This is a genomic window from Actinokineospora sp. PR83, assembly GCF_021056305.1.
In the GTDB taxonomy this organism is placed as follows: Bacteria; Actinomycetota; Actinomycetes; order Mycobacteriales; family Pseudonocardiaceae; genus Actinokineospora; species Actinokineospora spheciospongiae.
Genome location: NZ_JAJCXD010000008.1, coordinates 1 through 13490, shown reverse-complemented (window position 1 = coordinate 13490; position 13490 = coordinate 1). Strand labels below are relative to the sequence as shown.

Genomic DNA, 13490 nt, shown 5'->3' with positions numbered 1-13490 from the left:
GTCGCCGTCCCGGGCAGGGGTCAGGACAGGCAGCCCGGTCCGAGCAGCGCCTTGAGGTCGCCCATCAGCGACGGCGACGGCTGCACCCGCAGCGCGTCGTCGAGCTTGAGCAGGGTCTGCCGCGGCCCGTTGATCAGCTTGAGGTGCACCTCGGTGGTGCCGGGGTGCCCGGCCAGCACGTCCTTGAGCTGGGCGACCAGCGGCGGGGTGCACTTGGTCGCGGCCATGCTCAGCCGGAACGGGGCACCCGCGGCGTTGGACAGGTCGGGCACGGCCAGGTCGTTGGCGATCAGCGAGGTGCGGTCGTCCCGCTTGGCCACCCGCGCCTTGACCAGCACGATCGCGTCCTCCAGCACCCCCATGCCGACCACGGCGTAGGTCTTGGGGAAGAACAGCACCTCGATGCCACCGGCGAGGTCCTCCAACTGCGCCGACGCCCACGGCTCGCCGTTGCGGTTCACCCGCCGGTTGACCGAGGCGAGGATGCCGCCGATGACGACCTGGGCGCCGTCGGAGAGGCCGCCCTCCAGGATCGCCGCGATGGAGGTGTCCGACTGCGAGGTGAGGATGTGCTCGACGCCGTTGAGCGGGTGCCCGGAGACGTAGAGGCCCAACATCTCCCGTTCCAGGGCGAGCTGGTGCTTGGACTCCCAAAACTCGTCGGGCACCCGCACGTCGAACACGCTGGAGACGTCCTCGTCCGCCCCGCCGCCCGCGCCGAAGAGGTCGAACTGGCCGACGGCCTCCGCCTTCTTCGTCTCCATGACGGCGTCGACGGCGTCGGTGTGGATGAGGAACAGGCCCTTGCGCGGGTGCTTGAGCGAGTCGAAGGCCCCCGACTTGATCAGGGATTCCACGACCTTCTTGTTGCACGCGGTGGTGTCGACCTTGCGCAGGTAGTCGGAGAAGTCGACGAAGTCGCCCTTCTCGGTGCGCGCCTTGATGATCGAGTCGACCACGTTGGCGCCGACGTTGCGGATCGCGCCGAGGCCGAAGCGGATGTCGTTGCCGACCGGGGCGAAGTCCTTCTCCGACTCGTTGACGTCCGGCGGCAGCACCGTGATGCCCATGCGGCGGCACTCGGACAGGTAGACCGCGGCCTTGTCCTTGTCGTCGCGGACGCTGGTGAGCAGCGCGGCCATGTACTCGGCCGGGTAGTTCGCCTTGAGGTAGGCCGTCCAGTAGGAGACCAGCCCGTACGCAGCGGAGTGCGCCTTGTTGAACGCGTAGTCGGCGAACGGGACGAGGATGTCCCACAGGGTCTTGATCGCGTCCTTGGGGTAGCCGTTCTTCTCCATGCCGCCGGAGAAGTTGACGAACTCCGCGTCCAGGACCTCCTTCTTCTTCTTGCCCATCGCCCGGCGCAGCAGGTCCGCCTGGCCGAGCGTGTAGCCCGCCAGCTTCTGCGCGATCGCCATGACCTGCTCCTGGTACACGATCAGGCCGTAGGTCGTGCCGAGGATGTCCTCCAGCGCCTCCGCCAGGGCGGGGTGGATGGGGGTGATCTCCTGCTGCTTGTTCTTGCGCAGCGCGTAGTTGGTGTGCGACTTGGCACCCATCGGGCCCGGCCGGTAGAGCGCGCCGACCGCGGAGATGTCCTCGAAGTTGTCGGGGCGCATCAGCCGCAGCAGGTCGCGCATCGGCCCGCCGTCGAGCTGGAACACGCCCAGGGTGTCACCGCGGGAGAGCAGCTCGTAGGTGGCCTTGTCGTCCAGGCCCAGGGTCTCCAGGTCGGGGACCGGCTTGCCGTTGGTCTCGATGTTGCGCAGCGCGTCGTCGATGACCGTGAGGTTGCGCAGCCCCAGGAAGTCCATCTTGAGCAGGCCCAGCGACTCGCAGGTCGGGTAGTCGAACTGGGTGATGATGGAGCCGTCCTGCGGCCGCTTCCACAGCGGGATGGTCTCCATCAGCGGCTCGGCGGAGAGGATGACCGCGCAGGCGTGCACACCGGCGTTGCGGATCAGGCCCTCCAGGCCGCGGCCGGTGTCGATGATCTCCTTGACCTGCGGGTCGCTGTTGTACAGCTCGCGGATCTCGGTGGCCTCGTTGTAGCGCTTGTGCTGCGGGTCGAACAGGCCGTTGAGCGGGATGTCCTTGGCCATGACCGCGGGCGGGTATGCCTTGGAGATGCGGTCGGCGATGGCGTAGCCGGGCTGGCCGAACAGCACCCGGGCCGAGTCCTTGATCGCCGCCTTGGCCTTGATGGTGCCGAAGGTGATCACCTGGGCGACCTTGTCCGCGCCCCACTTCTCGGTGGTGTAGCGGATGACGTCGCCGCGCCTGCGCTCGTCGAAGTCGATGTCGATGTCGGGCGGGCTGACCCGGTCGGGGTTGAGGAACCGCTCGAAGATCAGCCCGTGCGCCAGCGGGTCGAGGTCGGTGATGCCCATCGCGTAGGCGATCAGCGCGCCCGCGGCCGAGCCCCGGCCGGGGCCGACCCGGATGCCGTTGGACTTGGCCCAGCCGATGAGGTCGGCGACCACCAGGAAGTAGGCCGGGAAGCCCATCTGGGTGATGACGCCGATCTCGAACTCGACCTGGCGGGTGTGCTCCTCGTCGACGCCATCGGGGAAGCGGCGGCGCATCCCGGCCCACACCTGCTCGCGGAAGAACTCGTCCTCGGTCTTGCCGTCGGGGATCGGGAACTTCGGCATCAGGTTGCGGAACTCGAACATGCCGGTCGGGTCGACCTTCTCCGCCACCAGCAGGGTGTTGCGGCACCCCTCCTGCCAGGGGTCGGAGGCGTCGACCGCGCGCATCTCGTCCGGAGACTTGAGGTAGTAGCCGTCGCCGTCGAACTTGAACCGCGTCGGGTCCTGGAGGGTCTTGCCGGTCTGCACGCACAGCAGCGCGTCGTGCGACTCGCGCTCGCCCTTGAAGGTGTAGTGCGAGTCGTTGGTCACCACGAACGGGATGTCGAGCTTGCGGGCGATGTCGACCAGCCCGCCGCGGACCCGGCTCTCGATCTCGATGCCGTGGTCCATCAGCTCGACGAAGAAGTGCTCCTTGCCGTAGATGTCGCGCCAGTCGGCCGCGGCCTGCAGCGCCTCGTCGAAGTGGCCCAGCCGCAGCCGGGTCTGCACCTCGCCGGACGGGCAGCCGGTGGTGGCCATCAGCCCGTCGGCGTGCGCGGTGATCAGCTCGCGGTCCATCCGCGGCCACTTGCCGAGCTGGCCCTCCATCGAGGCCAGGCTGGACAGGCGCATCAGGTTGCCCAGGCCGGTCGCGTTGCGCGCCCAGATCGTCTGGTGCGTGTACGCGCCGCTGCCGGAGACGTCGTCGGACTTCTGGCCGGGGTCGCCCCAGCGGACCCGCTCCTTGGTGAACCGGGAGGCGGGCGCGACGTACGCCTCGACGCCCAGGATCGGCTTGATGCCCGCCTTGGTCGCCTGGGTGAAGAAGTCGTAGATGCCGTTGGTGTGCCCGTGGTCGGTGATCGCCACGGACTGCATGCCGAGCCGCTCGCACTCGGTGAACATGTCCTTGAGCTTGGCCGCTCCGTCGAGCATCGAGTACTCGGTGTGCACGTGAAGATGAGCGAAGGAGTCAGCCACGACGCCACCCTAGCGAGGGGGTATGACGGTCCGCGGCATTGGGGGCGCGCGTGTCGAACGGGTGGGCGAATCCCTTTCCATATCAAGAAAGCTGATACAACTACGCCATGCGCTTCCGCCCCGTGACACCCGAGGTGCTGGTCCGCGAACTCACCGACCGGGTGGTGGCCGGGGAGCGTACCGAGTGGACTCGGGTGATCTTGGACGGCGCCCCGCCCGCGCGGCCGGACGAGCTGGCCGAGGCGCTGGTGGAGCCGCTGCGGGTGCTCGGCAGGCCGGTCCTGCGGGTCGGCGCCGCCGACTTCCTGCGGCCCGCCTCGCTGCGGTTCGAGCGGGGCCGGGCGGACCCCGACGCCCGCTACGAGCTGTGGCTGGACGAGGGCGCGCTGCGCCGGGAGGTCCTCGACCCGCTCTCCCCCGGCGGCACCGGCCGGGTGCTGCCCGCGCTGTGGAACGCCGCCACCGACCGCGCCACCCGCGCCGACTACACCGAGTTGCCGCCAGGGGGCGTGCTGCTGCTCGACGGCGAGCTGCTCCTCGGCCGCGGCCTGCCGCACGAGCTGTCGGTGCACCTGTGGCTGTCCGCGCCCGCCCTGGCCCGGCGGCTGCCCGCCGACGAGCACTGGGCGCTGCCCGCCTTCGCCCGCTACGACGCCGAGGTGCGCCCCCTGCACACGGCCGACACCGGGGTGCGCGCCGACGACCCCCGCCACCCCGCGGTGCTCGACGACGCCCCGGTCTGATCGATCATGGCCGTGTCGGCCCCCGGCTTGCGGCGCGGCTGTCCTGACGACCGGGTAGCGTGCCAACCGTGGTCGATCCAGTAGACGTCCGCCTGCTCGGCGTGGTCGCCGAGATGGGCAGGGCCGCGGTGCACGAGGTGGCCGCGCGCCTGGGCATGGACCCGCGCGAGGTGGCCTCCCGGCTCGTCGCGCTGTCCGGCTCCGGGCTGCCGCTGCTCGTGGGCGTCGAGTGCGACCCCAACGGCCTGCGGCAGGCGCTGGCCCGGCAGAGCGCGCCGGTCGGCTACCCGATGCCGGGGCAGTACCAGCAACAGCAGCCCCAGCAGCAACCCGGCTACCCGCCGCAGTACCAGCAGCAGAACAACCACCCCGGCCAGCAGAGCGGGCCGTACCAGGTCAACCCGCAGAGCCAGCCGTTCCCGGCCCAGATGGGTCCGCCGAGCCAGCCCTTCCCGGCGCAGGCCCCGCCGCACCACAACCACAACGCCGGTCACGCCCCGCAGAGCCAGCCGTTCCCGGTGCCCAACGAGCCGATGAGCACCTGGGGCCCGCCGCAGGTGTCGACCTGGGCCCGCGGCGACCAGCCGCCCGCCCCGGCGGACCTGCCGGTCGAGCGCACCCAGCCGACCACCCGCACCGCGGCGAGCCGCACCGGGACCGTCGGCAACAGCCTGGAGACCACCGGCCTGGAGGGCGAGCGCCTCGCCGTGCGCCTGGTCGAGGTCGTGGACCCGGCCGACTACCTGTTCACCGCCGCGGGCTACCGCCTGCAACCGGGCGAGCGCTCGATCGTCGTGCACACCGAGCTGACCAACCGCGGGTCGGTCCACTTCTCCACGCTGCCGGACCTGTACCTGGTCCTGGTGACCCCGGAGGGCGAGACCGTCGGCAAGGCCCCGGTGTCGCTGTCCTCGCGCCCCCCGCACCGTATCGGCGTCGCACCGGGCGAGACGGCGGGCGGGCACACGGTGTACGTGGTGCCCGAGCAGATGGCGGTGACCTCGGTCCGCTGGAGCCCCCGGCCGGACGAGGAAGACCTCGCCCTGACCTGGGCCGTGGAGAACTAGCCCCGGTTGAACAACCGGGAGAAGAACCCCTTCTTGGCCTCCACCGTCCGCTGCGCCGGGATCGGCGAGGTGGGCGGGTCCCGGTCGTAGTCGGGCGCCGGGAGACCGCGGGCCGGGGTGTCGAGGTCCGCGGTGTCGAGATCCGCGACCTGGCCGGGGTCACCCCCGATCACGCCGTCCACGACCAGGTGGTCGTTGAGCTGCTCGGTGTCGCGTGGGCTGGTCATCGCGGCCTCCGGGGGTCGCCACCAGGGCGTCGGGCGGGGCCCCAACGTAACCGCTCGGACCCCGCCCGCGCACCCGGACACGCGAATCCGTTCCGGTCAGTAGTCGTCGGCCAGGGTTTCGAGGGCGGCGGCGAGGTCGGCGGGGTACTCGCTGGTGAACTCGACCCACCGGCCGTCGGCGGGGTGGTGGAAGCCGAGAGTGCGGGCGTGCAGCCACTGGCGGGTCAAGCCGAGGCGCTTGGCCAGGGTGGGGTCGGAGCCGTAGGTGAGGTCGCCGACGCAGGGGTGGCGCAGGGCGCTGAAGTGGACCCGGATCTGGTGGGTGCGGCCGGTCTCCAGCTTGACGTCGAGCAGCGACGCGGCGCGGAAGGCCTCGATGGTCTCGTAGTGGGTGATGCTCGGCTTGCCGCCCGCCACCACCGCCCACCGGTAGTCGTGGCGCGGGTGGCGGTCGATGGGGGCGTCGATCGTCCCGACGCTCGGGTCGGGGTGGCCCTGCACCAGCGCGTGGTAGCGCTTCTCGACGGTGCGCTCCTTGAACGCCCGCTTGAGCACCGTGTACGCGTGCTCGCTCTTGGCGACCACCATCACCCCGGTCGTCCCGACGTCCAGGCGGTGCACGACGCCCTGGCGCTCGGCGGCCCCCGAGGTGGAGATGCGCAGGCCCGCCGCGGCGAGGCCGCCGATGACCGTGGGGCCGGACCAGCCGGGGCTGGGGTGGGCGGCGACGCCGACCGGCTTGTCCACCACCACGACGTCGTCGTCCTGGTGGATGATCTCCAGGCCGGGGACCGCCACCGCCTTCAGCTCCACCGGGCGGTCCGGCTGCGGCAGGGTCACCTCCAGCCAGGCGCCCGCCAGCAGCCGGTCGGACTTGCCCGCGGGTCGACCGTCGACCAGCACGTCACCGGCTTCGGTGAGGGCCACGACGACGGTGCGGGAGATGCCCAGCAGCTTCGACAACCCGGCGTCGACGCGCATGCCGTCGAGGCCGTCGGGGATGGGCAGGGTCCGCGTGTCACTCACCGGTGGCCGCCTTCTTCTCGGACTTCGTGGTCAGGCTGCCGTCGTAGTCGCGGCCCAGCAGGGCCATCAGCACGATGAGCACGCCGCCGACGCTGATGCCGGAGTCGGCCACGTTGAACACCGGGAAGTACTCGCCGTTCGGGCCGAACACCGACACGAAGTCGACCACGTGCCCCTGGAACACCCCGGGGGCCCGGAACAGCCGGTCGGTCAGGTTGCCCAGCGCGCCCGCGAGCACCAGGCCCAGGCCCATCGCCCAGCCCGTCGAGCGCAGCTTGGGGATGATCCAGACGATGGCGACCACGACGCCGATGGCGACCAGGGTCAGCAGCCAGGTCATCCCGGTGGCCATGGAGAACGCGGCCCCGGGGTTGCGGATGAGGTCGAGGTAGACCAGCCCGCCGAGCAGCCGCACCGGCGGCTCGCCCTCCAGGTTGGCGGTGACCAGGATCTTCGTGACCAGGTCGAGCGCGTACACCACCACCGCCGTGCCGACCAGCAGCGCTGCCCTGCGCGGCGGCACCGGTGCCGCGCTCACCCCATCGCGTTCCTCACTGCTCACCACCCCATTGTCCACGGTCGGCCGACCCGCCCGGCCGTCGACCGGGCTCAGGGCAGCTCGCGCAGGAACGGCGGCAGCGGCCGGGGGTCCTCGACCGGCGCCCAGCGGCCGTCGACGAGGGCGTACTCGGCGGCCGGGCCGCCGTCGACGAGGGCGTGCAGCGCGGCGACGAGCCGGTCCACGTGCTCGGGCGTCGTGCCCAGGCCGATGCTGACCCGCAGCGCCCGCCGCTCATGGCTCCCGGCGCGGTCGAGCAGCCTGGCGGTGGCCACGTGCGCGCAGAACGCGCCGTCGCGCACGCCGATGCCGTGCTCGGCGGACAGGGCCGCCGCGGCCAGGCCGGAGTCGAGGCCGTCGACGGTGAAGCTGACGACGCCGACCCGGTCGTGCGCCGGGCCGAACAGGCCCAGCGGGCGCAGGCCGGGGACGGTGGCGAGCCCGGCGCGCAGCCGGTGCAGCAGGACCCGCTCGTGCTCGACCACGGCGTCCCAGCCGTGCCGGGTGATCGCCTCGCAGGCGGTGGCCAGGGCGTGCACGCCGACCACGTTCGGCGACCCGGCCTCGTGCCGCTCCGGCCCGGTCGACCAGGTCACCGCGAGCCGGTCGCCGCGGTCGGTGACCGAGGCGGTGGCGCCGCCGCCAACCAGGTGCGGCTCGGCGGCCTTGAGCCAGTCGGCGCGGCCGACGAGGGCGCCCGCGCCGAACGGGGCGTAGAGCTTGTGCCCGGACAGGGCGACCCAGTCGACGTCGAGGGCGCGGATGTCGACCGGCCGGTGCGGGGCGAGCTGCGCGGCGTCGAGGGCGACCCTGGCGCCGTGGCGACGGGCGACGGCGGACAGCTCGGCGATCGGCCAGACCTCGCCGGTGACGTTGGAGGCGGCGGTCAGCACCACCAGGCGCGGCCCGACGGCGCAGTCGGCCAGCGCCCGGTCCAGCGCCAGGACGGCGTCGCCCGCGCTCTCCGGGGTGCGCAGGCGGTGCACGCGCGGGCCGCGCCAGGGCAGCAGCGCCGCGTGGTGCTCGGTGTCGAACAGGACCACGGACGTGCCCCGGGGCAGCACCCCGGCCAGCAGGTTCAGGCTGTCGGTGGTGTTGCGGGTGAAGACGACCTCGTCGGTGCCGTGGGCGCCGACGAACCGGCGGAGCACGTCGCGGGCCTGGTCGTACACCCGGGTGCAGACCTGGGAGGCGAACCCGGCGCCGCGGTGCACGCTGGCGTACCAGGGCAGCAGCTCGTCCACGGCGTCGCGCACGGCCTCCAGGGCGGGGGTGCTGGCGGCGTGGTCGAGGTTGGCGTAGGTCACCCGGCGGCCGTCGACCAGCGGGACGGCCAGCCGCGCCCCCACCACGGGCGGCACGGCGGGGGTCCCGGCGGCGCCGTCGGTCCCGGGCTCGGTGGCACAGCCGGTGTCGCGGGCCGGTCCGGCGGTGCGGCGGCTGGGGATGGCGAGCGTCATGGCGTACCTCCAGGGTCGTGAGGACCCTGGCCGGTGAGGGGGGTCCGCGCTTGCCCGTCCCGCACCTCGCGGGAGGACCAGGTCCTCACCCGGGGCACCCCACCGCGGAGGAGGGTTGCCGGCCAGCAAACCGGGGCTTGACGCTGGCGCTCATGACCTTGCCGAAGACCATAGCCGACGCGGCGCCGCGGATCGAGACCCGATCCACCGAGTGGGATCGGCGTCACGGCTCAGGGTTTGCCGGTCTCGCCCTTCCAGCGGGCGAAGCGGCCCGCCCGGTCGACCGCGCGGATGCGGGTCTCGGCGGCGGCCCTGGCCTCCTGGGTGGTGACCACCAGGACCTGGTCCAGCTCCTGCAACCGGGTCGTGGTGGCCGGGGTGAACGCCCCCGCGCCGCGGGCGACGAGGCTGACCGAGGCGCCCGGCGGCAGCCGCAGCTCCGACAGGTAGACGCCGTGCAGCTTGGACCCGACGGGGATGGTGACCTGCAACAGCTCCGCGTTGAGCTCGTCGAGGGTCGCCACGTCGACGTCGACCTCCTTGGGCTGCGCGCCGGTGTCGAGCCGCAGCAGCTTCGCCAGCAGCCCGAGCGTGGTGCCCTGCACCAGGGTCAGCACGATCACCAGCACGAACACGGCGTCGACCAGTTGCTGCGCGCCGGGAACGCCTTGCGACAGCGGGATCATGGCCAGCACGATGGGCACGGCCCCGCGCAGCCCGGCCCAGGACAGGAAGACCTGTTCGCGCCAGGGCATCCGGAACGGCACCATCGACACCAGCACCGACAGCGGCCGGGCCAGCAGGGTCAGCAGGGCACCGGCGACCAGACCGGGGATGATCGCGTCGAGCAGCCTGCCCGGTGAGGCGAACAGTCCCAAGAGGACGAACAGGCCGATCTGGGCCAGCCAGCCGAGCCCCTCGGCGAAGGAGACCGTGTCGGAGCGGTGCGGCAGCTTGGAGTTGCCCAGCACCAGCCCGGCGACGTAGGCGGCGAGCAGTCCGGAGGCGTGCGCGGCCTGCCCGCCTGCGAAGGCGAGCACGCACACCGCGACCGTGGCCAGCGGGTACAGGCCGGTGGCGGGCAGCGCGGCGCGGCGCAGGGTGAGCGCGCCCAGCCAGCCCAGGCCGACGCCGAGGGCCAGACCGACCGCGAGTTCGTAGGCCAGGGTGAGCGGCAGCGACCAGGTGACCGGGTCGGTGGAGGCCAGCAGCACCACGGCGATGTAGCTGGGGGCGTCGTTCATGCCGCTCTCCAGCTCCAGCGACCCGACCAGCCGCCGGGTGACCGAGAGGTTGCGCAGCACGCTGAACACGGCGGCGGCGTCGGTGGAGGCCAGCACCGCGCCCCAGAGCAGGGCCAGCCGCCAGTCGAAGTCCAGGAGCAGGTGCAACCCGAGCGCGGTCACCCCGATGCTGACCCCGACGGCCACAGTGGACAGTGCCACTCCCGGCCAGAGCGCCGGTTTGACCTCGACCCAGCGGGTGGTGAGACCACCCTCGGCCAGGATCATGACCAGCGCGGCCAGACCGAGCGACTGGGTCAGGTCGGCGTTGGAGAACTCGATGCCCAGCCCGGCCTCGCCGAGCAGCACGCCGATTCCCAGGTAGAGCAACAGCGACGGCAGACCGAGCCGGACCGACACCCGCACGGCCAGCACCGCCAGCAGCAGCACCAACGCCCCGATGCCCAGTGCAACGGTCAGGTCGTCCACCATCACCTCCCGGGCAATCAGTTGTCGGGGCATTCTCCCCCGTGGAAGGCGGATTGTCGTAATCGACGTCCCGGTGGCGGCCCAGGTGAGGCAACCGTCACGGCCCGTTGTCCCGCAATCGGTCCAGTGTGGCCGGGGCGTCCGGTGGTGCCGGGTCGAGTTCGACGACCTTGTCCCGCGCGCGGTCACCGCTGATGATCAGCACGTTCCGGGGCCGCACGCCGAACGCCGCGGCGAGCGCGCGGCACACCGCCTCGTTGGCCTTGCCCGCCACCGCGGGTGCCGCGACGGCGACGACGAGCGCGTCGCCCCGGCGCCCGCCGACGGCCGCGCGGCGCGCGCCCGGCCGGACCCGGACCGCGAAGCGCATCAGCCCTCGGCGGGGGCGGTGAGCAGCACCCGCAGCACGTCGTCGACGAGCGCGCGGCGGTCCTCAGCCGAGTGCGGCAGGGTCTCCGGGGCGCCGTGCAGGAGCTGCACCTGCCCGAGGTAGGCGGAGTAGGTGATCACCGCGCGGCGGTGGGCCTGCTCGGCGGTGAACCCGAGCCCGGTGAACTGCTCGGCCAGGTACCCGACCCGCCGCCGCCCCACCCTGGCCACCGCGGCGGCGACCAGCGGGTCGGCCAGCGAGGCGTGCAGGGCCAGCTCGACGGCGGCCCCGGCGGGCAGAACCGCCTCGAACAACAGCCGCAGCCGCTCGGCGGGGTCGGCGCCACGGTCGGCGTGCGCGATCACGGCGGCGGTGTGCTCGGCCTCCCATCGGTCGAGGGTGGCCCGGAGCAGGGCGTCGCGGGTGGCGAAGTGCCAGTAGACGCTGCCCTTGGTCGAGCCGCCCCTGGCCGCCAGCGGTTCGACCGCGAGCGCGGCGACCCCACCCTCGGCGAGCACCTCCAGAGCCAGCGCCGTCCAGTCGTCCCTGCTCCTCCGCACATTCCGTACGCTAGCGTACGGCGGACCATACGGTTCCGTACGGAGGGTTCACCATGATCCACAACCGGCACGAACGCGTCCTGCCCGCCGACCCCGGGCCGCTGCTCGACGCGATCGCCGAGCCCGCGGGCCCGCTGTGGCCACACCACCGGTGGCCCGCACTGCGGCTCGACCGGCCCCTCGGACCGGGTGCCCGCGGCGGGCACGGCCCGGTCCGCTACACCTGCACGGCCCACGAGCCGGGGCGGGCGGTCGAGTTCACCTTCGACCCGGGCATCGGCCTGCGCGGCACGCACACCTTCACCGCCCGACCCGGCCGGGTGCTGCGCCACGACCTCCGCGCCCACCCCACCGGCGTGGGCCACCTGACCTGGCCGCTGGCCATCCGCTGGCTGCACGACGCCCTGATCGAAGACCTGCTCGACCGCGCGGCCACCGCGCTCGGCGACCCGCCCCCGCGCCCGGCACCCCACTCCCGCTACGTCCGCGTGCTGCGCGCCGTGGTGGGCGACGGGAAGCGGCGCGGCTGAGCCGTTCGGGGCAGCACCGCGGGCGATCGTCCTCACCCCCAACGGTGTCACCCGGTCGTGGCAACACCGGCCGCGTCACCGGATCGTGGCGCGGCCCGGCGGCCCACTCGTACAGAGCGGGCTGAAACCGGTCCCGGATGCCCGTCACCGGATTCCCCGATCGGCCCAGCGCACGCTGTCACGTCACCCGTCCGGCCGTGTTCGGCGCACGGAAAGTTGCAGTTCGCACGTGCGGTCGCACCTTCTACGATGGCCCGACCGCAGCGCGCAGCGGTGCCCCTGACCTCGAAGGACATCCCACGGAGCACCGGAGAAGGAGGTTCCGGCCCAGCCCCGGTCACCCGACCGGGGGCGCCGGGCGGGCACCACCATGACCTCACACCGCTGGAACGACGGCTCCGCCGTGCGCTTGACCCCACACACCTGGCGCTGGGCCGCCGACGAACGCACCCGGGCCGCCGAACGCCACCTGCTCACACTCGCCGCCGTGCTCGCGCTGGCCGCGCTCACCGCCGTGGTCCGCCTCGCCGCGGGGGGCTCCCCGGCGCAGGCGGGCGAGGCCGGGCACCTGGCCCACGTCTTCGCCGCCGACCGGCTCGACCTGCTCCTCGACAGCACCGCCGACGCCCCGCTGGCCTGGTTGCAGGCGGGCGCCTACACCGCGCTCACCGACGCCTTCACCCGCCACACGGCCGCCCTCGCGGGGGCCCGTGAGGGCATGGCCGCCGCCGCGGCGGTCACCGCCGTGCTGGTCTGGCTGCTCGCCCGCCGGATGGGGCTCAACCGGTGGACGGCCGCCGCGGCGATGGGCGTGGCCGCGCTGTCACCGCTGGTCGTCGAGGCGCAGCTGGGGCTGCGCCCGGAGAACGTGGCGACGCCCTGGGCGCTCGGCGCGCTGGTGCTGCTGTGGACCCCGCACCGGCACCGCAGGCTCGAACCGGACCTGTGGGCGGTGGTGCTGCTGGTCGTCGCCGTGATCACCGCCCCGATCACCCTGGTGCTCGCGGCCTCGGCGGGCTGGCTGGTGTGGCGGCGCGGACGCAAGCGCCTGGCGCAGGTCCTCGGCGTGGGCTTCGCGCTCGGCGTCGCCGTCGGGCTCGGCGCCTCGTCGGTGCTCAGCGGCCTGCACCTGGCGGGCCACGGGCCGACGCCCGCGCAGTGGGCGGCGGTGGACCCGGTGCTGGCGGTCGCGGTGGTGCTCGGCGCCGTGGGCGGGCTGTGCTCCGCCCGGCTGCGTCCGCTGGCGATCGGCGTGCTGGGGCTGCTCGCGGTGGCGCTGGTGCCCGGCGGCCCCGGCCCCGGGGCGCTCACCGTGGCCGCCGCGCCCGCCGTGCTGCTCGCCGCGGGGGCGGCCGAGCTGGCGCTGACCCACCGGTTCCGCGTCGGCAGGCACACCGAGACGCGGTTGCTGCTGGGACCGACCGCGGTCGGCCTCCTGGTCGCGGCGGTGCTGGTGGTGCCGGTGTGGCCGGGTGCGCTGGACGCGGCGGCGGCCCGGCGCACCGACCCCGGCCCGCTCGCCGGGGCGGCCGGGTGGCTGCGGGAGAACCTGCCCGCCACCCCGGTCGTGGTCGACGACGCCGCCTGGGTGGACCTGGTGCGCGCGGGCCGCGACCCCGCGCTGACCACCCGCGCCGCCGCGGGCGAACCGCCGCCCGACGCCTGGGTGCTGCTGACCCCGG

12 protein-coding genes and 1 riboswitch are annotated in these 13490 nt (G+C 73.4%); of the genes, 4 read left to right on the top strand and 8 right to left on the bottom strand.

From position 1 onward, the window contains the following. Positions 1 to 20: 20 nt before the first annotated feature. The gene (dnaE, locus tag L6E12_RS02360; protein WP_308073980.1) at positions 21 to 3554 is read right to left on the bottom strand and encodes a DNA polymerase III subunit alpha; all 3534 of its coding nucleotides are present in this window, start codon (positions 3552 to 3554) and stop codon (positions 21 to 23) included. Between the two features lie 107 nt (positions 3555 to 3661). Between dnaE and L6E12_RS02355 the strand changes: the two genes are divergently transcribed. Further along, entirely contained in the window at positions 3662 to 4297 is a 636-nt protein-coding gene (locus L6E12_RS02355; protein WP_236226204.1) for a uridine kinase, read from the top strand. 68 nt (positions 4298 to 4365) lie between these two features. Next, positions 4366 to 5364 carry an AsnC family protein gene (locus L6E12_RS02350; protein WP_374201825.1) on the top strand — a complete coding sequence of 333 codons (999 nt, stop codon included), beginning with the start codon at positions 4366 to 4368 and terminating at the stop codon, positions 5362 to 5364. Here the strand turns inward: L6E12_RS02350 and L6E12_RS02345 are convergent. The 7 genes from L6E12_RS02345 to L6E12_RS02315 all read right to left on the bottom strand — a co-directional run bounded on the left by L6E12_RS02345 (position 5361) and on the right by L6E12_RS02315 (position 11278). Beyond that, positions 5361 to 5591: a hypothetical protein gene (locus tag L6E12_RS02345; protein ID WP_236226203.1), complete on the bottom strand. Its 231-nt coding sequence runs from the start codon at positions 5589 to 5591 to the stop codon at positions 5361 to 5363. The two genes, L6E12_RS02350 and L6E12_RS02345, sit on opposite strands and share 4 nt — an antisense overlap. Before the next feature lie 96 nt (positions 5592 to 5687). Beyond that, complete coding sequence (locus tag L6E12_RS02340) at positions 5688 to 6572, bottom strand: RluA family pseudouridine synthase (protein ID WP_236226240.1); 885 nt, start codon at positions 6570 to 6572, stop codon at positions 5688 to 5690. A gap of 37 nt (positions 6573 to 6609) precedes the next feature. Continuing rightward, complete coding sequence (gene lspA, locus L6E12_RS02335) at positions 6610 to 7179, bottom strand: signal peptidase II (RefSeq protein WP_236226202.1); 570 nt, start codon at positions 7177 to 7179, stop codon at positions 6610 to 6612. A 47-nt stretch (positions 7180 to 7226) separates the two neighbouring features. Continuing rightward, a complete protein-coding gene (locus tag L6E12_RS02330; RefSeq protein WP_236226201.1) occupies positions 7227 to 8636 on the bottom strand; it encodes an aminotransferase class V-fold PLP-dependent enzyme in 1410 nt (469 codons plus the stop codon). Between the two features lie 41 nt (positions 8637 to 8677). Beyond that, a riboswitch (SAM riboswitch) is annotated at positions 8678 to 8794 on the bottom strand. 72 nt (positions 8795 to 8866) lie between these two features. Beyond that, complete coding sequence (locus L6E12_RS02325) at positions 8867 to 10351, bottom strand: potassium/proton antiporter (protein ID WP_240012254.1); 1485 nt, start codon at positions 10349 to 10351, stop codon at positions 8867 to 8869. Positions 10352 to 10445: 94 nt separating this feature from the next. After that, positions 10446 to 10718, bottom strand: a complete 273-nt coding sequence (locus tag L6E12_RS02320) for a DUF167 domain-containing protein (protein ID WP_236226200.1) — start codon at positions 10716 to 10718, stop codon at positions 10446 to 10448. Next, complete coding sequence (locus L6E12_RS02315) at positions 10718 to 11278, bottom strand: TetR/AcrR family transcriptional regulator (RefSeq protein ID WP_035280182.1); 561 nt, start codon at positions 11276 to 11278, stop codon at positions 10718 to 10720. Before L6E12_RS02315 ends, L6E12_RS02320 begins: the two co-directional genes overlap by 1 nt. A 53-nt stretch (positions 11279 to 11331) precedes the next feature. Here L6E12_RS02315 and L6E12_RS02310 point away from each other — a divergent pair, with 53 nt between their 5' ends. Further along, positions 11332 to 11808, top strand: coding sequence for an SRPBCC family protein (locus L6E12_RS02310; protein ID WP_236226199.1), 477 nt, complete (start codon positions 11332 to 11334; stop codon positions 11806 to 11808). 403 nt (positions 11809 to 12211) lie between these two features. Beyond that, on the top strand, positions 12212 to 13490 hold a 1279-nt coding region (locus L6E12_RS02305), incomplete at its 3' end, for a hypothetical protein (RefSeq protein WP_236226198.1).